Origin of the sequence: Parabacteroides sp. TM07-1AC (assembly GCF_003480915.1) — a bacterium.
Taxonomy (GTDB): Bacteria; Bacteroidota; Bacteroidia; order Bacteroidales; family Tannerellaceae; genus Parabacteroides; species Parabacteroides chongii.
Map to the genome: position 1 here is coordinate 99373 of NZ_QUKD01000003.1, position 23629 is coordinate 123001.

Annotated in this window: 11 protein-coding genes; 8 read left to right on the forward strand and 3 right to left on the reverse strand. The window is 46.9% G+C overall.

Features of this window, described 5'->3' with window-relative positions:
- Positions 1–220: 220 nt before the first annotated feature.
- Together DXD68_RS24735 and DXD68_RS08260 are read right to left on the reverse strand one after the other, a co-directional pair.
- Positions 221–3961: a DUF6383 domain-containing protein gene (locus tag DXD68_RS24735; RefSeq protein ID WP_122361178.1), complete on the reverse strand. Its 3741-nt coding sequence runs from the start codon at positions 3959–3961 to the stop codon at positions 221–223.
- A gap of 458 nt (positions 3962–4419) precedes the next feature.
- Positions 4420–5772 carry an MATE family efflux transporter gene (locus tag DXD68_RS08260; protein ID WP_122361447.1) on the reverse strand — a complete coding sequence of 451 codons (1353 nt, stop codon included), beginning with the start codon at positions 5770–5772 and terminating at the stop codon, positions 4420–4422.
- 147 nt (positions 5773–5919) lie between these two features.
- On the opposite strand from DXD68_RS08260, the gene DXD68_RS08265 reads away from it, so the two are divergent.
- From DXD68_RS08265 to sprA, 7 genes are all read left to right on the forward strand, one after another.
- Positions 5920–6849: a DMT family transporter gene (locus DXD68_RS08265; RefSeq protein WP_122361180.1), complete on the forward strand. Its 930-nt coding sequence runs from the start codon at positions 5920–5922 to the stop codon at positions 6847–6849.
- Between the two features lie 76 nt (positions 6850–6925).
- Positions 6926–8830, forward strand: a complete 1905-nt coding sequence (gene dxs, locus DXD68_RS08270; protein ID WP_122361181.1) for a 1-deoxy-D-xylulose-5-phosphate synthase — start codon at positions 6926–6928, stop codon at positions 8828–8830.
- A 57-nt stretch (positions 8831–8887) separates the two neighbouring features.
- Positions 8888–10225 (forward strand): Trk system potassium transporter TrkA, encoded by a 1338-nt coding sequence (gene trkA, locus DXD68_RS08275; RefSeq protein ID WP_122361182.1) that lies wholly within the window; start codon positions 8888–8890, stop codon positions 10223–10225.
- A 1-nt stretch (position 10226) separates the two neighbouring features.
- Complete coding sequence (locus tag DXD68_RS08280) at positions 10227–11684, forward strand: TrkH family potassium uptake protein (protein ID WP_199715594.1); 1458 nt, start codon at positions 10227–10229, stop codon at positions 11682–11684.
- A 14-nt stretch (positions 11685–11698) separates the two neighbouring features.
- Positions 11699–12586, forward strand: coding sequence for an SMP-30/gluconolactonase/LRE family protein (locus DXD68_RS08285; RefSeq protein ID WP_122361183.1), 888 nt, complete (start codon positions 11699–11701; stop codon positions 12584–12586).
- 228 nt (positions 12587–12814) lie between these two features.
- Positions 12815–13405, forward strand: coding sequence for a Holliday junction branch migration protein RuvA (gene ruvA / locus DXD68_RS08290; RefSeq protein WP_122361184.1), 591 nt, complete (start codon positions 12815–12817; stop codon positions 13403–13405).
- A gap of 40 nt (positions 13406–13445) precedes the next feature.
- A complete protein-coding gene (gene sprA / locus DXD68_RS08295) occupies positions 13446–20948 on the forward strand; it encodes a cell surface protein SprA (protein ID WP_122361185.1) in 7503 nt (2500 codons plus the stop codon).
- A gap of 212 nt (positions 20949–21160) precedes the next feature.
- On the opposite strand, the gene DXD68_RS08305 is transcribed toward sprA, so the two are convergent.
- Entirely contained in the window at positions 21161–21859 is a 699-nt protein-coding gene (locus DXD68_RS08305) for a M48 family metallopeptidase (protein WP_122361187.1), read from the reverse strand.
- 111 nt (positions 21860–21970) lie between these two features.
- Between DXD68_RS08305 and gpmI the strand changes: the two genes are divergently transcribed.
- Positions 21971–23494, forward strand: a complete 1524-nt coding sequence (gpmI, locus tag DXD68_RS08310; protein ID WP_122361188.1) for a 2,3-bisphosphoglycerate-independent phosphoglycerate mutase — start codon at positions 21971–21973, stop codon at positions 23492–23494.
- Positions 23495–23629: the final 135 nt, after the last annotated feature.

Below are 23629 nucleotides of genomic sequence, written 5' to 3' on the forward strand. Positions count from 1 at the left end.
ATTGGTTTCACAGATAATCTGTAGCACATAAAAAACGAAGCCCCGGCGGAGTGAACCGTCGGGGCTTGTTTTTGTCTGTCTTCGCTCTTCACAGAGATCGAACAGAAGAACTTTATTTCATTACTTTAGTATTAATACTCGCCGCTTGTTCACCCTCACGGGATACTTGGTTCGATATCCCCACGCAGTCAATTTAAATTTATTGATTATAAATAGTTTCTTATTTTACGATTGCCTTAACAGCGGCTTCACCTTCTACGGCTACTACGACTACACCTGCAGGAGCAGAGATAGTTGCTTCAGAAGAAGTGATTACTGTGTTGGCAATTGTCTGACCAAGTACGTTGCTGATAGATACTTTCTTGCCTTCAGCACCCTTAACGATTACGGCACCTTCAGTAGCAACAACCTTAACACCTGTTGCTTCGATACCTTCGTTAGATGTAGCAGCTTCTTCAGTTGCTTCAACGTTGAATGTAGCAGCCTGATCACGAGAATAAACCAATACAGGAACACTGTTGTGGACACGTACATAACGAGTATTACCGTGTTTATCTACTGCTTCCATATAGAATGCACCGTCTTCAGCAGCCGGGTCAACCAGGCGGAATGCAAAGGTTGCTTCGTTCATCTGCTGTTCGCCCTTTTCATTTACGAAGCTCAATGTATCGTTAACAGCTTTTTTTGTTCCTTTATATACAGAGCTTGCGATAATCATTGTATCGTTTTCGAAGTGAGTTGCAGGAACAAATGCTAGACGAACATTTTTCTGATACAATGCTTGCTTGTTTTCTGCTACGTAAGCAGTATCATCCAAAGCTACCAAGTAATCAGCTGTACGAGAATGGATCTTCTTCGTTGTAGCATGTATACACTTGCTTGCATCTTCAGTCTTTTCACCGTCAGCTGTTATATGCTGGTGGTTAGTAGCATCACAAGGAGCAACTACGATTTCATCTTCCACCCAGTCACCGTTACGTACAGCCAGCATATACAACGGTTTAGTTGTAGGTTCGCCAGTTGCTACATCTTCGCGAACGAATGCTGTATCTACGAACAAAGGCAGAGCAGCATTAGCAGGTTTGTCTGACAAGTTCACTTCACCCAAGAAGTTCAAGCTATCTTTAGCGATACTGTTGCCATTGTTTGCATTGCGGTTCATTGTATTTTCATACAAGAATGTATTCGGAACATTTGTACGGAAGAATTTAGCCAAGTTAACATTCATGTCTTCGAAACCATCGTTAGCTACAGTTGCACCCAAGCGACGATATTCAGGACGGTTCAGATTTTCAACAATGAACAAGCTATTGTTGATGTCGTACATTCCACATTTGCTCAAGAAGTTGGTAGATGTACCTGCATAGATCTTTTGGCAAGTATTAGATAGACGTAAGATAAATTTGTCACCATCTTTACGGACTGTTAACTTATCAGAACCACCGAGTCCAAATACAAACCGATCAGACACCTTTCCTCCTTCAGGTAAATAACCGAATCCTTCACCGGCTACATTATAGAAGTAATAAGCAGGCACTTTCAGCATGTGTTTAGCTTCTTTCAGCGTTGTACCTTCATAATAATTGATTACACTTTCAACATAGATTGTATCAGCTTTACCATTATTTTCAGCAACCATTTCTACAGCATCTTCTTTATCAAGATCCAAGATTGCATTACCATCCTTGTCTGCAGAAATCCAAGCATTATTTTCATATACAGAAGAGAAGTGAGCAATAGCATAACGTTGGTTCTTCACATCACCCAGCCAGTTGTAACCGTCAGATTCTTTTGCATCTTTAACAGCTTCAATCTTGTACAGGTCTTCACCGTCTGTATAGATATCGTCTGTCTTATCTTCGTTTTCACGCAATTGTCTCTTGTTAAATGTAAGTGCAACATGTTGAGCTTCACGGTTTGTTACTGTATAAACTTCAGATTTCTCATCATAAGTGATTGCCCACTGAGTATCCAGTACATTACCAGCTTCTTTAACAAAACCATAATTTCCACAACCATCTACAGCCAATATCTTATTGCCGTTCTTTTCATCCAACTTCGTGATAGTGAAGAAAGCATTCTTCAAGAAAGCGACCGGATCAACAACGTTATTACCCATGCTGATCTTGATTTGGAACAACTTGTAATCAATAGAAGCACCCAAAGTCTTAGTTCCGTCAGTTGTCAGCTTGAAGTAACCAACAGGAGCAGCTTGCAACTGGTTATCCTCATTCAAAACCTGAACAGTCATGCTGTCGATGCTTGTCAAAGTTTCTAAGTTATCATCTGCACTAACCGGTTTGTGGTATGTTGTGAACACGTCGAACATAGTGCGTTTCTTAGCTTCCAGTTTACGTTCAGCGATCAAATCCTTTTCAGAAACAGTCGTGAAGGCATATACATACTGGTTAACAGCCGTACCACCTGCATTTGTTTTCTTGGCTACGATATATTCATATTCATCGTCTGTGTTCTTGAATCGGAGAGACACATTTGTTTCGCTATCAGCAGCTTTTACAAACTCAGTACCATTCCAAGTCATCGGAGCCAGACGGTTGCCTGTGAACGGATCGCCAGCCAACTTTCCATCAACAGTGATTGTAAAGCCTGTCTTTTCAAAGAAATACAAGTCTTTAGCAGTCAATGTATACAAGCCTGATTTGTACAGACCGAAGTAACGGTTATTTTTAGCTGTCAGGTTTTCACCATCCATTTCAAATACAACACCGTTATCATACGGAGCATTAGCTACAGAATGGAAGAAATCTTTACCATCAACTGTCATTTTCTTACCAGCTTTGTTAGTAAAGATAAATGTATAGTCACCATCCTTATCTAACGCTTGTTCCATCTTCCATAGATTAGCCTCTGTTGCCAAAGATGTCAGATTTTTAGCACTTACCACTTTTGCTTTGCCGTTTTCATCAGCAGTAACGACGAAGTTTGTAACGCCATCCCATTCCTGTCCTTTTACAATCAAGAGATAATATTGATCTGCAGCCGGAGTTTTTACTAGTTCAAAACCATCCACTTCTGCATCAGGCAAGGTAACACCTGTAACAACAATACCGTCATTAGATTTAACCGGAATATTTACAGCTACATCACCCAACACGTCTGCTAATTGTTCTGCAGTTCCGTTAAATACGATAGAAGCTCCTTCTACAGCTTTCTCTACAGCACCTTTAATAGCACCAGCATTAGTAATATTTCCAGTTGTTTCATCAACAATAGGAGTAACCTGAGAAGCAATAACTACCCCTTGTTTAGCTGCTTCAGTTTCACTCCAACCCGTTGTGTAACTCAAATCAGTTGTACACATTTCATACTTATTACCAGAAACGGTCAACTGTAATGTAGACAAATCAGCTACAGTTTTATTTGTAGCAGTAACGGATTCACAACCTGTGTCTGATAAAGTGTAATCGCCTGCAATTTGGAAACCTGTAGAAAAAGTGTCACCTACAACACCATCGGCTTTCTTGATTGTATTGTTCTTAACAACGATTTTACCTTTATTTCCTGTTGGAAAAACAGTGATACCATTTACCAAAAAATGGTTTGTAGAACCATTAATAGTATTACCTTCCAATGTTACTCCATCAGCAATTACAGTAATAGCAGTTTTATTAACTGCAACTGTTCCGTCTTCGCCTTCTGCAAAAGTATTTTTAAAATTGATCGTCAAATTCTTAACGGTCACATTCTTACCAGTGATAACGACATGACCGGTTAATTCTTTGCCGTTGCCATCTAAAACGAAATTGTCCTTATCAATCAGTAAGTAATCTTTCTGATTTTCTAAAACAACGTTATCCGTCAACTTCAAACTGTTTCCGTCTGCAGCAAGTTCAACACCTGCCAAAGCATCAAAATCAGTCAAAGAAGTCGCAGCATTCAAAGTAAACAACGCACCGCTAAGCAGTAACGTTGCTACAAGCGTAGAAAACTTTTTGTTCATAAATCTTTAATTTAATATTAATAATAGTGTTACTTAAAAAGCCTTTTCACAAGTCCCGTTGAATCGTCGAAATGTTAAATGACGAGTTTAAACGTTCCTTTTTTCTAGTCATTTTTTGGGGATTCGTGAGTTGAAGCGGCTATTTTGTACAAACTTTGCTATTCGGTTGATAAGAAAGGATATAGGAAAAGGAAAATTATTTGGTAAAGTATTGGCGGTTCGGAAAAATGCAGTAACTTTGCTGACGAATTTAAAGGAACGATTTTTCTCGTCATTACGGCCAATTAGTAATACATTCTACCTCAGAAAAATAACTATCATTTCACCTCTTTTCCGGATAAGTAATAAATCGATAAAGCAAATTTATAACTCATTGATTTTCAATATAGCATTTTTCGGTTTTGGAGCAGTCACTCAAAAAAGGGAGATTTTTGCCATTATCGTTGCCTGATTTTGCCCTATTTTATCTTCTTCAGAATCTTCGGAAATTGCCAAAAGAATAACAGCGTACAACAAATGGCTGCGGTAGCATCAGAGATGGCTTCAGCGGCATACACACCTGTCACACCCATAAAGTGCGGCAATATCAGTGCTAACGGGATCAGTAGGATTACCTTTCGAAGCAGAGCGATGAAGATGGATATCCGCGCCTGCCCCAAGGCAACAAACATATTCTGACAAGCACGCTGCAATCCGAAAATGGTCATACCACCCAGGAAGACAGGCATCGTCCATCGTACAGTCTCTATCAAATTCGCGTCGCTCGTAAAAGCAGATGCTATTGTGGAAGGGAATAAGATCATGAACAGCATCAGGATCAGATTGAAAGAAAACATTGTGACCAGTGCGATACGGAAACACTCCTTCACTCGCTGCTTGTCGCCATGGCCATAATTATAACTAACTATCGGGACAAAACCCTGCGCAAATCCTGTCAGCGGCACACTCGCAAACTGCATCGAAGTCTGCAACACCGTCAAGGCACTGACGTAAATATCCCCGAACTCTTTCAGACTACTGTTCAGCACAAAGCCGACCAGGCTTTCGGTACTCGCCATGATAAACGGAGAAACACCCAAAGCCAGCATCGAAAGCACAATCCCTTTATCCAGCTTCATATAACGCCATTCCAAAGGCAAAGACGCGCGTCGGGAAAAGAGAAAAAACAACACCCACATGGCACTGCAAGCCTGTGAGATCACCGTTGCCAACGCAGCGCCTTTCACTCCCATGTCGAACCCAAAAATAAAGATCGGATCAAGAACGATATTCAGAAAAGCACCGATCAGCACCGAACACATAGCGACGGCAGGCCGCCCCTGCGCATTGATAAAAGAGTTCAATCCGGTGGAAATCTCCACAAAGATAGTACCCAGCAAATAAATGGAAAGATAATCGACCGCATACCCCAGCGTATGCTCGGAAGCACCGGTAAAAAGCAGGATGGGCTCCATAAAGGTATAGGCGATGGAAGAAGTCAGTACGGTAAACAGGATCAGCAGAATGAAACCATTCCCCAATATTTTTCCCGCACGCTTGCGGTCACCCTGCCCCAGGGCAATGGCGGCCAGCGGCGCACCACCTCCTCCGACAATCGCCGAGAAAGAAGAGATCAGCACAACGAGGGAGATGGTTACTCCCACGCCTGCCAATGCATCCGTTCCAATGCCCGGTATATGTCCGATATAAATACGGTCGACAATGCTGTAAAGCAAGTTGACGAATTGGGCTGCTACAGCCGGGAGTGCCATTCTAAAGACCCAAGGCAACATACGCTCGGTTCCCAAACGTTCTTCATATTTATTTACCATCTTGAATCTGATCGCCTGAAATGCTGCAAAGGTACGAGAAATAGTATTAGATAAAACAAAAAAGACAGAAGAGTATTGTATATGTAAAAAGGACAATATACTTTTGCCCGCCATTATCGATATATAAATTAGCTAATATCTACCTATATGAATGCAAAGGTTAAAGGGTACATGCTGGGGGCGATCGCAGCAGCCACTTACGGTATGAATCCCCTTTTTGCTCTTCCGTTGTACAAGGCGGGAATGGATCCTGACTCGGTACTTTTCTTCAGATACCTGTTTGCCATCCCCGTGCTGGGAATCATGCTGAAAGCAAGAGGCAGGAATTTTAAGCTATGCCGGAAAGATATACCGCCATTGATCGTCCTGGGATTCCTGGTCGCTTTTTCTTCATTGGCGTTGTTCCTGAGTTACAATTATATGGAAGCCGGCATTGCGTCGACCTTGCTGTTCGTCTATCCGATCATGGTAGCCCTCATTATGTCGTTGCTCTTTAAAGAGAAGCTGACCCTGCAGACGGTCTTATGTATTATGCTGGCTTTGGGTGGTATCAGTTTACTCTACAAAACGGGAAGCGGCGCAACGCTTAGTACGACAGGGGTACTTCTGGTCATGGGGTCCGCACTGTCCTACGCCATTTACATTGTCGGCGTGAACCGTCCGAGACTGAAGGATATAGCGACACTTAAACTGACTTTCTACATCTTGCTTTTCGGAATGCTGCTCTTTCTGATCCGCATAGATTTCGGAAAAAGCCTGCGCATTGTCGAGGACTGGTACCTGTGGGGTAATTTACTGGCCCTGGCAATCTTTCCCACCGCCATATCCTTCCTGTGCACCACGCAGGCGATCCAGTATATCGGCTCTACACCGACTGCCATCCTGGGAGCGCTGGAACCTCTGACTGCCGTATTCTTCGGAGTAACCATCTTCGGTGAAGTGCTGACCCCCCGGCTGGGTTGCGGAATTATAATGATCATCCTGGCAGTAACGCTGATCATTGCCGGAAGCAATGTCACAGCTTATCTGATCCGTTTCAGAAAGCTATTTCCCCGGCTTCCGTTCCCCCGAAAATAAGAAAACTAAGAAATGCCCAGCCAAAACTATTTTATATGCCGTTAATTCTTTACATTTGCCACAAAAATTAGCGGACATGATAGATTGCAAGGATGAACATATATTGAACGTCATAAATTATCCGGAGGATTTGCGCAAGTTGCCTCCTGAAAAATTGGGCCAGGTATGTGCAGAGTTGCGTCAATACATTATAGATATACTTTCTGAAAATCCCGGACACCTGGGAGCCAGCCTGGGGACAGTCGAACTGACCGTTGCTCTGCATTATGTATTCAATACCCCATACGACCGGATTGTCTGGGACGTCGGCCATCAGGCTTACGGGCACAAGATACTGACCGGACGCCGGGAAGCTTTCCATACGCTTCGGAAATTCAAAGGCATCAGTGGCTTTCCTAACCCGGGAGAAAGTGAGTATGACGCTTTCATTGCCGGACATGCCTCCAACTCCATATCGGCTGCGATGGGTATGTCGGTTGCCTCGGAACTCAAAGAAGAGCACAACCGTCACGTCATTGCCGTCATCGGCGACGGTGCCATGACAGGCGGACTGGCATTCGAGGGATTGAACAATGCTTCTGCCAACCCCAACAACCTGCTGATTATCCTCAACGACAACGATATGGCTATCGACAATTGCGTGGGAGGATTGAGCCAGTACCTGGTAGACATCACGACCAGCCAGGCTTACAACAAAATGCGTTACGATGTGTACAAGGGGTTGCGGAAGATGAAGCTGATCAACAACGACCGCCGGGGAAACATCCTGCGCTTCAACAACAGCCTCAAAGCGCTGCTCACACAACAACATAACCTTTTCGAAGGATTCAGCATCCGTTATTTCGGCCCCATCGACGGGCATGATATCAATTATATGACCAAGGTGCTGAATGATATAAAAGACCTGCAAGGTCCGAAACTATTGCATATCAAAACAAAGAAAGGCAAAGGATTCAAGCCTGCCGAGGAGTCGGCCACCGAATGGCATGCTCCGGGCAAGTTCAACAAAGAGACGGGAGAGCGGATCATTGTCCACAAGCTGGACGAGCCGCAACTGTATCAGGATGTCTTCGGACATACCCTGGTTGAACTGGCAGAAAAGGATGAACGGATCGTGGGTATTACTCCCGCCATGCCTACCGGAAGTTCCATGATCTATATGATGAAGGCATTTCCGCAGCGGGCATTCGACGTAGGGATCGCCGAAGGACATTCGGTGACGTTCTCCGCCGGACTTGCCAAGGAAGGGATGATCCCGTTCTGCAATGTCTATTCGTCGTTTATGCAACGGGCGTACGATAACCTGATACACGATGTGGCGTTACAAAAGTTACATATGGTAATCTGCCTGGACCGTGCCGGACTGGTCGGTGAAGACGGAGCTACGCATCACGGGGTATTCGACCTGGCTTACCTGCGTCCGATCCCTAACCTGACAATCTCTTCGCCGCTCAACGAACTGGATCTGCGGAATCTGATGTACACCGGCTATAAAGAGGCTGCAGGTACTTTCGTGATCCGCTATCCACGCGGAAAAGGAGAGAAAAAAGACTGGCGCAACGAAATGCAGGTGCTCCCCATAGGAAAAGGTAAAAAACTGAACGAAGGAAATGACCTGGCTGTTTTATCTATCGGACCGATCGGAAACGAAGTGATAAAGGCAATAGAGGAAGTGGCAGGCGAAGGACTGTCGGTTGCCCATTACGACATGATTTATCTGAAACCGATCGATGAAGAATTATTACATGAGGTCGGAAAGAAGTTTAAGCGTGTCATCACCGTGGAGAACGGTGTAGTAAAGGGCGGACTGGGAACAGCCGTTCTTGAATTTATGGCAGACAACGGATATACTCCGCGGGTGAAGCGCATCGGTATATCCGACACATTCATTGAACACGGATCTATCCCCGAACTTTATAAATTATGCGGCCTGGATGCCGGAAGTATAGCCGGGGAGATACGAAAGATGATGAACGATTAAATATTAATGCCGTTTTGCCGGGCGACACGGCAAACGGAATGAGTAACAATTAACAAAATGAAGATTATTATTGCCGGGGCAGGCGAAGTGGGTACGCATCTCGCGAAGATGTTATCTCAGGAAAAGCAGGATATCATCCTGATGGACCCGAGTGAGGAACGATTGAATATCACCAATTCCAACATGGAGATACTTCCGATGGTTGGAAATCCGACTTCGATCCGCGACCTGGAAGAAGCCGGTATAAAAAAGACAGACCTGTTCGTCAGCGTTACTCCCGAAGAAACGACGAATATCGCTGCCAGCATCCTGGCTTCCAAGCTCGGTGCACGCAAGACTCTGGCACGTATCAATAACTACGAATATCTGTTACCCAAAAACAAGGAACTGTTCGAAAAACTGGGTATCCACTCGATGATCTACCCGGAGATGCTGGCTGCCAGAGAGATTGTCAGCGCAATACGCCGACCATGGACCCGTCAATATTGGGAACTGTTCGGAGGTGCCCTGATCCTGCTGGGCGTAAAGGTCCGCGAGAACTCCCGGCTGGTAAACAAACAGCTGGTCGAACTGCTGAACGAACAGAAACTATACCATATCGTTGCCATCAAACGGCAATATGAAACGATTATCCCACGCGGTACCGATTTTATCCTGCCCGGCGATATCGTTTTTTTCACGACTACCAAAGAACATATCAAGGACGTGCAGATGCATGCCGGTAAAAAGGACCCCGAAGTGAAAAAGGTCTTTATCATGGGAGGCAGCCGCATTGCCATCCGTACCAGCCAGTATCTGCCGAATAATATCCGTGTAAAGATACTGGAGACAAACAAAGAGAAAAGTCACCGCATAGCCGAGGTTGTTCCGAGCAACGTCCTGATCATTAACGGCGACGGACGTGATACGGAGCTGCTGATGCAGGAGGGTATCAAGGATGCGCAGGCATTCGTCGCCCTGACGGACAATTCGAGTACGAATATCCTGGCTTGTCTGGCTGCCAAACGTTTCGGCGTATTCAAGACGGTTGCCAAGATCGAGAACATCGACTATATTCCGCTGGCGGAGAATATGGATATCGGTTCGGTGATCAACAAGAAGCTGATCGCTGCCAGCCATATCTATCAGTTCCTGCTGGATGCCGATGTGTCGAACGTGAAGTTCCTGACTTTCGCCAACGCCGATGTGGCGGAGTTGGTAGCCCGCCCCGATTCAAAGATTACCCGCAAACAGGTGAAAGATTTACATCTTCCGAAGGATCTGACGCTGGGAGGATTGATACGGGACGGAGAACCGATGATGATCAAAGGAGACACTCAGATTCAGGCATACGACCACGTGGTTGTATTCTGCCTGGAAACAGCCATGCGTAAACTGGAGGATTATTTTAATTAGTATGTTACTGAATATACGTTTCATAATAAAGATGCTGGGGATGATGTGCATCCTCGAAACGCTGTTTATGCTGATGGCGGTAGTGGTTGCTTTCCTGTATAAAGGGGGCGATTTCTATCCGTTACTCCTGTCCAGCGGAATCTTGTTCGGGGTCGGCGTATCGCTTTACGCTATCGGCTTCCGTGCCAACGAATACACGGCAGGCCGCAGGGAAGGGATGCTGACGGTTACTTTCACCTGGATATTGCTCTCGTTACTGGGAATGCTGCCTTTCTATCTGGGCGGTTATATCGACAATGTGACGGATGCCTTTTTCGAAACGATGTCCGGCTTTACAACCACCGGATCGACCATACTTACCGATATCGAAGCATTGCCGAAAGGTATCCTGTTCTGGCGCAGCCTGACTCAATGGCAGGGAGGTATCGGCATGATCGTGTTTACCGTCGCCTTGATGCCTATCCTGGGAGGCGGCGCGACACAGATGTTCAACGCCGAGACTCCGGGTATCACGCATGAACGGTTCCGCCCGCGTGTGACACAGGTGGCCAAGCGCCTTTGGGGTGTTTATATGTTCCTGACGATACTGTTGGTTGGCTTATTATGGGCAGGGCCGATGAATTTATACGACGCTGTGAACCATGCACTGACAGCCATATCTACCGGAGGTTATTCCACCAAAAATGCCAGTATAGCTTACTGGAACTCAGCGTATATAGAATATATTATAACCATATTCATGTTTATCGGGGCAACCAATATCACCCTGATTTATTTCTGTCTGAACGGAAATGTGAAGAAGCTGCTGTTCGATGAAGAGTTCCGCTGGTTCTTTTGGTTTGTCCTGATCATGACGGGAGTAACGACCGGCTGGATTATGTACCAGGGATTCTTTTCCGACTTCCCCACAGCATTCCGGCAGGCGGCATTCCAGGTGGTGACGCTGGTTTCGACCTGCGGATTTGCCACTGAGAACTATATCCCCTGGGGACCGTTCTTTTGGATGATCGCCTTGATACTGATGTTCATCTGCGGTTGTGCCGGCTCGACCTGCGGAGGGTTGAAGATGGGACGCTTTGTGATCCTTTCCAAAAACCTGTTCAATGAATTTAAGAAACAGACTCACCCGCATGCGATCATTCCCGTGCGGATGGATTCGCATATCGTATCCGGAGATATTGTTCACCGCGTACTGGCTTTCGCTTTTGCCTACATGTCACTGATCGTGATCAGCTGCATCGTGCTGATGCTCGACGGGCTGGGATTCGAGGAATCGGTCGGGGCGGCCGTTTCCGCTATCAGTAACGTGGGGCCGGCATTGGGTAAGTTGGGACCGGTCGATAACTTCTCGGAAGTTCCGGTCGTATCCAAATGGTTCCTTTCTTTCCTGATGATGACAGGACGTTTGGAAATATTCACCGTATTGACATTACTTGTTCCGGGGTTTTGGAAACAATAAAACAAATAGCAGATATGAAAACACGTACGATGCTTCTTACAATCATGAGTTGCCTGTTTATCGGAATAACGGCACAGGCACAGACTCCCGCCGCGCGGGAAACGACCGACTTGTTGCCGGAAGGTACTTTCACCAACGGGATAGAAGGTCCTGCCACCGACAAAGCCGGCAACCTGTATGCCGTCAACTACGGAAAAGAGGGCACCATAGGCATTGTACGTCCGGACGGATCGCACGAATGCTTCGTGACACTTCCCGAAGGCTCTACGGGCAACGGCATCCGGTTCAACAAAGCCGGTGACATGCTGGTGGCTGATTATACCGGCCACAACATCCTGAAGGTCGACATGAAAACCAAGAAGATTAGCGTTTATGCCCACGAACCGAAGATGAACCAGCCCAACGACATCGCCCTGGCTCCCAACGGTAACCTGTATGCCAGCGATCCGGACTGGCCGAACAAGAAAGGACAGCTCTGGCTGATCACTCCCGACGGCAAAGTCACCTTGTTGGAAAGTAATATGGGAACGACCAACGGCATCGATGTCAGTCCCGATGGTCAAAAACTTTATGTGAACGAGTCTGCACAGCTCAAAGTATGGGTGTATGACATCAAGCCGGACGGAACGCTCAGTAACAAGACACTTTTCCATACGTTCGAGGGTTTCGGTATGGATGGAATCCGTTGCGACGTAAAAGGCAACCTGTATCTCTGCCGTTACGAAAAAGGAACGGTAGCCTTTATAAATCCGAAAGGGGAGCTGATCCGCGAAATACAACTGAAAGGAAAAAAACCGTCGAACATCACATTCGGAGGTCCTGACAACCGCCGTTGCTTCGTCACACTGCAAGACCGCGGATGCTTCGAGACTTTCACGGCGGAGTTCCCGGGCAGGGAGTAGTTTTAGCCGACGGAACTTTTGTTTTCTGCCGGGTAAACTATGTTTTCCTGCTGAAGAAACTATGTTTTTCTGCCAAAGAAACTACAGTTTCCTGCCGGAGAAACGATTCTCGTCCCGGCAAAAGGCGGTCAGAACTCCCGCATAAAGTCGAAATTTATTTCCCTTCGGATATACGCTTTTAAGTATATTTACGTTATAATAGATACGAATAACTAGAAGAGACGCAAAATGATAGAATATATTAAGGGGGATATCGTAGAGCTTACTCCCACACAGATGATCATCGAATGTGCAGGGATTGGCTACGGACTTAACATATCTCTGACTACATACAGCGCTTTCAGCGGGAAACCTACCGGGAAAATTTACGTATATGAAGTGATACGTGAAGATGCCCATCTTTTGTTTGGTTTCGCCCAAAAGGCTGAACGCGAGTTGTTTTTATTGCTGACATCGGTATCCGGTGTCGGTCCTAATACGGCACGTATGATCTTGTCTTCTCTTCCTCCCGCCGAATTGATCCAGGTAATTGCCAACAAGAATGAAACAGCATTGACCTCGGTAAAAGGAATCGGGCAGAAAACGGCACAACGCATTCTCGTCGACTTGAAAAACAAGGTGAAGGCTGGAGATACGATTGCAGGTGCAGGAGCTCCTGTCGCGGGTGGAAACGGTGCGGTTGCCGAAGAAGCGGTTGCCGCTCTTGTGATGTTGGGATTCCAGAAGGCTGCTTCGCAAAAGGTAGTCAGTTCAATACTGAAAAGCTCGCCGATGCTGGCTGTAGAACAAGTGATAAAAAGTGCACTCAGAATGCTTTGATAGTTGACAATTGACAGTTGACAGTTGACAATTAGTAAGAATGAAGACAAGGAAAACATTTACATATATTATTGGATGTGTTATACTGCTATTCGGGGCAAGTATGTTCTCTCTGAATGCCGATTACCTGACTTATACGGCTGAGTTGCCGGATATTCAGTTACTCGAAGGGCAGGATATGCCCGATGGGAAAGATACAGTCCCGGCAACCCGCTATCCGGTATCCAAAACCGTACCGGAAAACTTTGAGGACCTGTCCAAACGGTCACCGATGGATTTACGTGATCCGGAGAACGTTAAGACTGCTGTCGAATATGACATCAATACCGGACGATATGTAGTCCGTACCCGCTTGGGTGAAAAGGACCTGACTACGCCGATCAACCTGAGCCCGGAAGAGTATCAGGAATACAGCATGCTGCAGTCGCTCCGTTCTTACTATCGGCAGAAAAACGAAGAAGAGTTCCAGAAAGAAGCGGACAAGAAATTCAACCTGGCGGATATGCAGTTCGGTATCGGTGCGGCAGAACGGATATTCGGTCCCGGCGGCGTACGCGTACGGACACAGGGATCGGCTGAAGTTACGCTAGGGCTAAAGCGTAACAGTACCAAAGACCCTTCACTGCCTGAACGTGCCCGAAGCAACACCATCTTCAACTTCGACGAAAGCGTGCAGTTGAATGTGCAGGCTTCCGTCGGTTCGAAAGTAAACTTCGATATGAATTACAATACGGAGACTTCTTTCGACTTCGACTCCAAGAAGCTGAAACTGGCTTATACGGGTGAAGAGGATGAAATCATCAAGTCACTGGAAGCCGGTAACGTATCGATGACGACCAGCAATTCACTGATCAACGGCGGAGCGGCACTGTTCGGTATGAAAGCAGACCTTCAGTTCGGTAAACTGAGGGTTAACGCGTTGTTTGCACAACAGAACTCCGAATCCAAGACGGTAAATTCCAAAGGGGGCGTACAGACAAAAGACTTCGAATTGAAGATCGACGAATATGATGAGAACCGCCACTTCTTCCTGGCGCACTATTTCCGTAACAACTACGACGCTTCCGTTGCCAATCTGCCGCAGATTTCATCCAAGGTGAACATCACACGTCTGGAAGTATGGGTTACCAACAACAGAGGTAACTATGACCAGGCACGTAATATCGTTGCGTTCACGGATATAGGTGAAAATAAAAGGGAATATATCTATAACAACAATGAATTTCCGGCAACAATACCTAACAGCGAACTACCTGCCAATGGTGCCAACTCTTTATACAACCGGATGATCACAGAGTTTGCCGGTGCCCGTCAGATCAGCCAGGTGGACAACGTATTGAAGGCTTTCACCGGAGGTTCCGAATACGAAGAAGTGGAAAGTGCCCGTTTGCTGGACCCGAACTCCGAATATACCTACGACAAACAACTGGGATATCTGTCTTTGAATATGAGCCTACAGGAAAGCCAGGTACTGGCTGTTGCCTACGAATATGAATACACGGACAATACCGGAACCAAACGTACGGGAAGAGTCGGCGAGTTCTCTGACAGCGACCCGACCAATCCCAGCAACTGTCTTTACGTGAAGTTGCTGAAGGGTGTCAACATGTCTCCTCCCATGAAATACTGGGACTTGATGATGAAAAACATCTATTCGCTGGGAGCTTATTCCGTTCAAAAGGACAAATTCCGCCTCGACGTTCTTTATCAAAGCGATACGACCGGTACTTACATCAACTATCTGCCGGAAAGTGCAAACAACAAACAGGTCTGGATACGTCTGATGGGAGCAGACCGCCTGAATAAACAGAACGAAAAGCATCCGGACGGCTATTTCGACTTTGTGGAAGGATACACCGTACAACCGGCTACCGGTAGGGTTATCTTCCCCTCTATCGAGCCTTTCGGTTCCAGCCTGAAAGAAAAGCTGGTGAAATATGTCAGTCCGGCTGTCGCAGACAAGTACGTATTCCAGGAACTGTACGATACAACGCAGACTGCCGCCCGCCAGATCGCTGAAAAGAATAAATTCATCATGCGTGGTGAATATAAGGCTTCTTCCGCCTCTGAGATACAATTGGGAGCCAGCAATGTGGCACGTGGTTCGGTTCGCGTTACGGCTGCTGGTGCCACTCTGACGGAAAATGTGGATTATACGGTCAATTATACTTCGGGAACTGTAACGATCCTGAACGAAAGTATCATTGCCGCCGGAACCCCTGTAAGCGTTTCGCTGGAAAACCAGACGGCTTATAATATGCAGCGAAAGACGATGATGGGGCTCGACCTCAACTACCAGTTCAATCCCGACTTCTCGTTGGGGGCCACCATTATGCATATGTCGGAAATGCCGCTGACGACAAAGACGACGTTCGGCGACGAGTCCATCAACAATACACTGTGGGGATTCAATATTGCCTACAAGACAGAAAGCCAGTGGCTGACAAACGCATTCGACAAACTGCCGCTGCTGAATCTGACCAAGCCCAGCCAAATCGCATTCACCGGTGAATTTGCCCACCTGATAGCCGGACATTATGAAAACAAATATACCGGAGGTTATTCTTATCTGGACGATTTCGAGTCTACGCAGAGCGGTTTCGACCTGTTGAACCCGTATCCGTGGAAGCTCGCCAGTGTGCCCTGGGACAACAGTCCCGAAGCTCTCTTCCCGGAAGCCGACCGGACAAACGATATCACTTATGGTAAAAACCGTGCTTTGCTGGCGTGGTATTATGTCGACGGATTATTCACACGCAGGAACTCCAGTCAGGCACCTCAGCATATCCGTAATGATAAAGAGCAACTATCCAACCATTACGTCCGTGCCGTATATGTAGATGAATTGTTCCCCGACAGAGACCAGGGTTACAATGAAACGAGTACGATACAGGCTCTTAACCTCGCTTATTATCCGAACGAACGTGGTCCGTATAACCTCGATGCCGATCTGGTCAATTCAGACGGTACATTGCAGAACCCGGAACAACGTTGGGGTGGTATCATGCGGAAGATCGATCAAAGCGATTTCGAGACTGCCAACATAGAATACATTGAATTTTGGATGCTCGACCCTTATATCTACGAAGAACGGGAAGGTGAAATAATCAAAGGCGGTGACTTGTATTTCAACCTGGGTGAAATATCGGAAGATGTGTTGAAAGATGGTAAGAAGTTCTATGAAAACGGTTTGCCTATCGACGGGGACAGAAGCCGGATCGACTCTACGGTCTGGGGACTTGTTCCGAAGCAGCAAAGTACAGTCTATGCATTCGATAATACCGCCGGTGCACGTGCCCGGCAGGATGTCGGACTCAACGGCTTGTCGGCTGAGGAAGAACGGGACTATCCTGCTTACCGGGAGTTTATGGATAAGCTCAGAGGCAAGCTGACACCTGAAGTCATTGGAGAAATGGAAAAAGACCCCTATTCTCCGTTAATGAACCCGGGGACAGATAAATACCGCTATTTCCGTGGTCGTGAGTTAGATGATAACAGTGTCAGTATTCTGGAACGTTACAAGCGTTACAACGGAACCGAAGGCAACTCTGCAGAGAATGGAACTACCGGTGAACGCTACGACACCTCCGCTTCCAAGAATCCGGATGTGGAAGACCTGAACCAGGACAACACGATGAACAAGAACGAGAAGTATTTTGAATACAAAGTATCTATTCATCCGGATGATCTGGAAGTAGGAAAGAACTTCATCGTGGATAAGAAAATAACTTACCCTAAAATACCCAACGGGGATAACGACGGAGGACAGAAGAAAGATCCGGCAACCTGGTATCTTTTCAAGATTCCAGTAAAGAAATATAATCGCTCCGTCGGAGCCATCAGTGATTTCAAGAGCATCCGCTTCATGCGTATGTATATGACTAATTTCAGCAAACCGACCATCCTGCGTTTCGGAACGTTTGAACTCGTACGCGGTGAATGGCGTTCTTACGAACAGGATCTATCCGATCCGAAAGTGCCGCCAAGAGTCAACGGTTCGCTCGAAGTCTCTTCTGTGAATATAGAGGAAAACAGCCGTCGTACACCGATTCCTTATGTAACCCCTCCGGGAGTCAGCCGTCAGACAGACCCGAGCCAGCCTCAGCTGCGTCGGGAAAATGAGCAGGCGCTCTCTTTGAAGGTAACGGAATTGGCCCCTCGGGATGCACGTGCCGTTTATAAAACGACCTCTTACGACCTGCGCCAGTACAAACGGTTGCAGTTGTTTGCCCATGCTGAAGCTTTGCCTGACAGCGCCGATAAATACACACCGCTGGCGGATGGTGATCTGTCTGTATTCATTCGTTTGGGTTCTGATTATAAGAATAACTATTACGAATATGAGGTTCCGCAGAAAGTAACCCAACCGAACCAAGCTGCGTATACAGCTGAAGATGTATGGAATCCTACTTATAACACATTGGACTTCCCTCTTGAACTATTGACCAATCTCAAACTGAACCGTAACAAAAAGAAACGGGCAGGCGAGCAGGGAATTACGTTCAATACGGTGTATTCAGAAACCGGTGAAGGCTATAAAGTCAGTATCATCGGTAACCCGAGCTTGTCGGAGGTAAAAACGATCATGATCGGTGTCCGCAACTACGGTTCCAACGATGTCAGAAGTGGTGAAATCTGGGTGAACGAATTACGTCTGAGTGAGTTTAACGAAGAAGGCGGCTGGGCTGCCAATGCCAACCTCAACGTAGCCGTATCCGACCTGGCAACCGTGAATGTCGGCGGTCGTATCGAAACAGCCGGCTTCGGTGCCCTCGACCAGTCACTCGCCGAACGCCGCATCGACGACTTTACACAGTATAACGTGGCAGCCAACATCGAATGGGGTAAGTTCTTCCCGGAAAAGGCGAAGGTCAGCATACCGATGTACTATGCATACTCGAAAGATCAGACGAAAGCCAAATACAATCCGCTCGACCAGGATATCAAACTGAACGATGCCCTGGATGCTGTCGATACAAAGGCCGAAAAAGACTCCATCAAGAGTTTCGCTATCGACCAGACCGTTGTCAAGAGCATCTCGTTCAACAACGTAAGGGCAGACATCCGTAGCAAAACTCCGATGCCTTACGACCCGGCAAACTTCTCGGTAGGCTATTCTTTCAGCCAGACGAAAAGACAAAATTCGGAAACGGAGTATGAAACGACAAAGGATTACCGTGGTAACTTCGCTTACAACTATACACCGTATGCGAAGCCGTTCCGTCCGTTCCAAAAGATAAAGAAGAACAACGGATACACCCGTTATATCAAGCAGTTCAGCTTGAACTATCTGCCGTCGAATATTAGTTTCCAGACTGCCATGATGCGCAATTATAACGAGATGCAGCTGCGCGACCTGGAGAACACCGGATACAAACCGGAAGTAACTTTCAGCTCCGAGTTCTACTGGGACCGCGCTTTCAGCTTGCGCTGGGACTTCACGAATAACCTGAACATGACCTTCACCTCCGGAACGAACGCCCGGATCGAGGAGCCGTATGTACAGGTCAACAAGGAACTGGCTCCCGACCGATATCAGGTTTGGAAGGATTCCGTAAAGCAGAGCATTGCCGACCTGGGTACGCCGCTGAAATATGACCAGACATTCAATGTTACCTGGAATATGCCTTTGCAATATATCCCGGTGATGGATTGGGTAAACAGTTCCATCACTTACAACGCACAGTACAACTGGGATCGTGGAGCCGTCACCGATACGGAATATGAACTCGGTAACACGATTACCAACCAACGCCAGATAGACTGGCAGGGAAGCCTCAACTTCCAGTCACTTTACAACAAGAACAAATTCCTGAAGAAAGTGAATCAGAAGTTCTCCGCCACCCGTACTGCTGCCAAGAAGAAAGAAAAGAAAGAGATCAAGCTGGAGAAAGATATCCAGTTGAATATGGATAGCGGAACAGTCGTCCAGCACGGTATGTTTACCAAGAAGGTACGCATCACTGCCCGCGGAGCCGACGGCAAGGTCTATGCCATCAAATACAAGCCGATCAACTATGCACAGGTGATGATCCTGAACCAGGATACGGCACATCTGAAACTGACGATCAAGCCGGGTCCGAAAGCGACGGAGGACTTCCTCTACAAAGCTGCCGAACATGCCAGCCGCTTCCTGATGATGGTGCGCCGCGTCAACATCCAGTATGCGACTACTGCCGGTATGTCGGTGCCGGGCTTCTCCCCGATGATCGGCGATATCTTCGGACAGGGACGTTCACCGTTCGGTCTGACTCCGGGTCTTGGTTTTGCCTTCGGAGCCGTCAACCGCGACTTCCTTTACGATGCCAAAGACCGTGGCTGGCTGATCGAAAACACCAATAACATCAATCCGGCAGTCATGACCAGTGCCAAGAACCTGAACATACGGGCGAACCTGGAACCGATCACCGGACTGAAGATCGACCTGAATGCCAACCGTGTCGACACCCGCAGCACCGATATACAATATATGTATTCCGGCATGCCGGAACTGACCGGAGGTAACTTCACGATGACGACTATCGCATTGGGCAGTTTCTTCAAGGGTATCGGTAATGCTGAAAACAACTATTCTTCCAAATCGTTCGACAAGTTCATCGAGAACCGTGAGATCATAGCCCAACGACTGGAAAACCGGTATGCCGGAACAAACTATCCGTCCGGAGGATTCCTGGGGCAGAACGGATACGGAGGACAACCTTACAATCCGGGAAGCAACAACGAACAGGGCGTCAGCCGCAACTCCGGCGACGTATTGATCCCGGCTTTCCTGGCTGCTTATACAGGGAAAGACCCGAACAAGATTTCGCATTCACCGTTCCCGGCTCTGCGCAGCATGTTGCCGAACTGGCGTATCACATACGACGGTCTGATCCGTATTCCTGCCATCAAGAAATACTTCAAGACGGTTATGCTGAGCCATCAATATCGTTGTACATATAACGTAGGTGCTTACGAAACCTATTCTACCTGGGTCGATGCCGGTTTGGGCGACAATCTCGGATTCATACAGAATGCTTCCGAAAAGCCGATCCCTTCTTCACCCTATTCCATCTCTTCTGTCAGCCTGACCGAAAGTTTCAGCCCGCTGCTGGGAGTGGATGCAACGATGTTGAACAATATAACGATCCGTGCGGACTATACGACTACACGCAATCTGAACCTGAACATATCGTCTTATCAGATCGTAGAGGCATTGTCCAATAAGTACACGATCGGATTGGGTTACAAGTTTGCCGAGTTCAACAAGATTCTGAAGATGAAGAAGACACGTGACTTTAGCAATGACCTGACCGTGCGCCTGGACTTCTCGTACAACAAGATGCAGTCATTGATCCGTAAGATCGAAGACAGCTTCACACAGGCCACCAGCGGTAACGTTGCCAAAACAATCCAGTTCTCTGCCGATTACGGACTGAGCCGTGCGTTGACACTTCGTGCATTCTACGATCTGCAGATCAATGAGCCGCTGATCTCCAACGCTGCTTATCCGACAAGCAACTCCAACTACGGTGTTGCCCTCCGCTTCTCCCTGGCGCAGTAAACCGACAAAGCTTTGTCACCGTTATGACAGTCTTGCCATGACGATGACAGAGTATTGCCACAGTGATGACACAACTCTGCCACAGTGATGGCACAACTCTGCCACAGTGATGGCAGAAGATTGCCACTTGCATGGCAAGGCTCTGCCATCACTGTGGCAAAACATATAGTTCGGTACAAAGGATTAGTCACATAGTAGACTGATACGACAGATCACAGCATGTGGTATTCTTTCAACTCCTTCCGTAAGGCGAGCGCCTTATTGTCGGTTATGCCGTCCAGTAGTTTCCAGAAGCGGTCGCTATGGTTCATCTCTACCGTATGGCAGAGTTCGTGAAGGAGGACATAATCGATCAGATGCCAGGGGAGCAACATCAGGGATAAGGAGAGATTGATTGTTTTGCGCGTGCTACAACTTCCCCACCGGGTCTTACTGTTCATGATCCGTACACCCGCACAAGTAAATTTATATCGGGCAGCGAGTACCATCAAGCGGTCGGGAAGTAATCGTTTAGCCTCGTGGCGAAGCGCTTTCTCCAACAAATCCTTCAAAATCTCCTGAACTTTATCGGACTCGAAACGGGTTGCCGCCGGACAAGCAATCCGAAGTATCCCATCCCTCAAGGTCATATAATAGTTATTACGGTCTGTACGGAATATTTCTACGCGGAAAGTAGTTGCCTGCAACTGCGTCGCCTCGTCCAGCAACGGGCGTGCCGGATGCTTTTTCAAAGCCGTGAGAAGCTTCTGCCTGTTCTCTTCGATAAAAGACAGCATCCGTCCTTCATCGCCGCCTTCCGGCATGGTGGCGGTGATCATTCCCTTTGATATTTTCAGCGTATAACGGGTTGCTCGCGGGGTAGTACGGAGAAGGATGGTTCCCAGATCGTTGTAGTATATCTTCTTTTCCATATTTACCACAAAAGTAATACTTTAAAGGGAAATAATATTACGGTAGAAATGCTTATCTTTGCGCCCGGTATTAGATATTTAATAAGTATAAACTATATAAATAAGGCAATCATGAGCAAGAAAGCACTTTTATTGATCTGCGATGGCTGGGGAATCGGCGACCGTGGTAAAGATGATGTAATCTACAACACTCCCACTCCGTACTGGGATTATCTGTTGAAAACATACCCTAACTCTCAGTTGCAGGCTTCCGGCGAAAACGTAGGTTTACCCGACGGACAGATGGGAAACTCGGAAGTAGGTCACCTGAACATCGGTGCAGGCCGTATCGTTTACCAGGACCTGGTGAAGATCAATATCGCCTGTCGTCAGAATACAATCCTCGACAATCCGGAAATCAAACGTGCTTACAGCTACGCCAAAGAAAACGGCAAACAGATCCATTTCATGGGACTGGTTTCCGACGGTGGTGTACACAGCTCACTGGAACACCTGTTCAAACTGGCTGATATCGCGAAAGAATACGGAGTGGACAAAGCATACGTTCATTGCTTCATGGACGGTCGTGACACTGACCCGAAAAGCGGTAAAGGTTTCATCGAACAACTGGAAAACCATCTGAAAACAACAGGCGGTAAGATCGCTTCCATCATCGGCCGTTACTATGCAATGGACCGTGACAAACGTTGGGAACGTGTGAAAGAAGCGTACGACCTGATCGTGAACGGAACTGGTAAACCTGCCGAAGACATGGTAAAAGCCATGGAAGAATCATACGCAGAAGGCGTAACGGACGAATTCATCAAACCGATCGTACACGTAGAAAACGGTAAGCCGGTAGCTACTATCGAAGAAGGCGACGTCGTTATCTTCTTCAACTACCGTAACGACCGTGCCAAAGAACTGACTGTCGTTCTGACTCAGCAGGATATGCCGGAAGCAGGAATGAAGACTATTCCTAACCTGCAATATTTCTGTATGACTCCGTACGATGCGAGCTTCAAGGGTGTCCATATCCTGTTCGACAAAGACAACGTAGAAAATACACTTGGCGAATTTCTGGCATCCGTTGGCAAAACACAGTTGCACATTGCCGAAACAGAGAAATATGCTCACGTTACCTTCTTCTTCAACGGCGGACGCGAAACTCCGTTCGATGGTGAAGACCGTATCCTGGTTCCGTCTCCGAAAGTAGCGACTTACGACCTGAAACCGGAAATGAGTGCATTCGAAGTGAAAGACAAACTGGTAGAAGCTATCAATACAAAGAAATACGACTACATCGTTTGTAACTATGCAAACGGCGACATGGTAGGCCACACCGGTATCTATTCAGCCATCGAGAAAGCAGTCGTAACCATCGACGCTTGTCTGAACGACACCGTTGAAGCAGCCAAGGCTAACGACTACGAAGTGATCATCATCGCCGACCACGGTAATGCCGACCACGCTCTGAACGAAGACGGTACACCGAACACGGCTCACTCGCTGAACCCTGTTCCTTTCGTTTACGTAACAGAAAACAAAGAAGCCAAAGTAGAAGACGGTATCCTGGCAGACGTTGCTCCTTCTATCCTTCACATCATGGGATTGAAGCAGCCGAAAGAAATGACTGGCAAATCTTTGATTAAATAACAACTTTTATTAGTTGACAGTTGACAAGTGACAGTTGACAGTTATTACTCCACAAAGAGGAGGGGATAATTGTTAACTGTCATTTCTTATCTGTCACTTGTCAACTATCAACTGTCAACTAAATTGTCAACTGTC

Bases quoted from the DNA above. Each gene is read 5' to 3' on its own strand.
- DXD68_RS24735 (WP_122361178.1), bottom strand. From the start codon at position 3,961: ATGAACAAAAAGTTTTCTACGCTTGTAGCAACGTTACTGCTTAGCGGT.
- ruvA (WP_122361184.1), top strand. From the start codon at position 12,815: ATGATAGAATATATTAAGGGGGATATCGTAGAGCTTACTCCCACACAG.
- trkA (WP_122361182.1), top strand. From the start codon at position 8,888: ATGAAGATTATTATTGCCGGGGCAGGCGAAGTGGGTACGCATCTCGCG.
- sprA (WP_122361185.1), top strand. From the start codon at position 13,446: ATGAAGACAAGGAAAACATTTACATATATTATTGGATGTGTTATACTG.
- DXD68_RS08285 (WP_122361183.1), top strand. From the start codon at position 11,699: ATGAAAACACGTACGATGCTTCTTACAATCATGAGTTGCCTGTTTATC.
- DXD68_RS08265 (WP_122361180.1), top strand. From the start codon at position 5,920: ATGAATGCAAAGGTTAAAGGGTACATGCTGGGGGCGATCGCAGCAGCC.
- DXD68_RS08260 (WP_122361447.1), bottom strand. From the start codon at position 5,772: ATGGTAAATAAATATGAAGAACGTTTGGGAACCGAGCGTATGTTGCCT.
- DXD68_RS08305 (WP_122361187.1), bottom strand. From the start codon at position 21,859: ATGGAAAAGAAGATATACTACAACGATCTGGGAACCATCCTTCTCCGT.
- dxs (WP_122361181.1), top strand. From the start codon at position 6,926: ATGATAGATTGCAAGGATGAACATATATTGAACGTCATAAATTATCCG.
- gpmI (WP_122361188.1), top strand. From the start codon at position 21,971: ATGAGCAAGAAAGCACTTTTATTGATCTGCGATGGCTGGGGAATCGGC.
- DXD68_RS08280 (WP_199715594.1), top strand. From the start codon at position 10,227: ATGTTACTGAATATACGTTTCATAATAAAGATGCTGGGGATGATGTGC.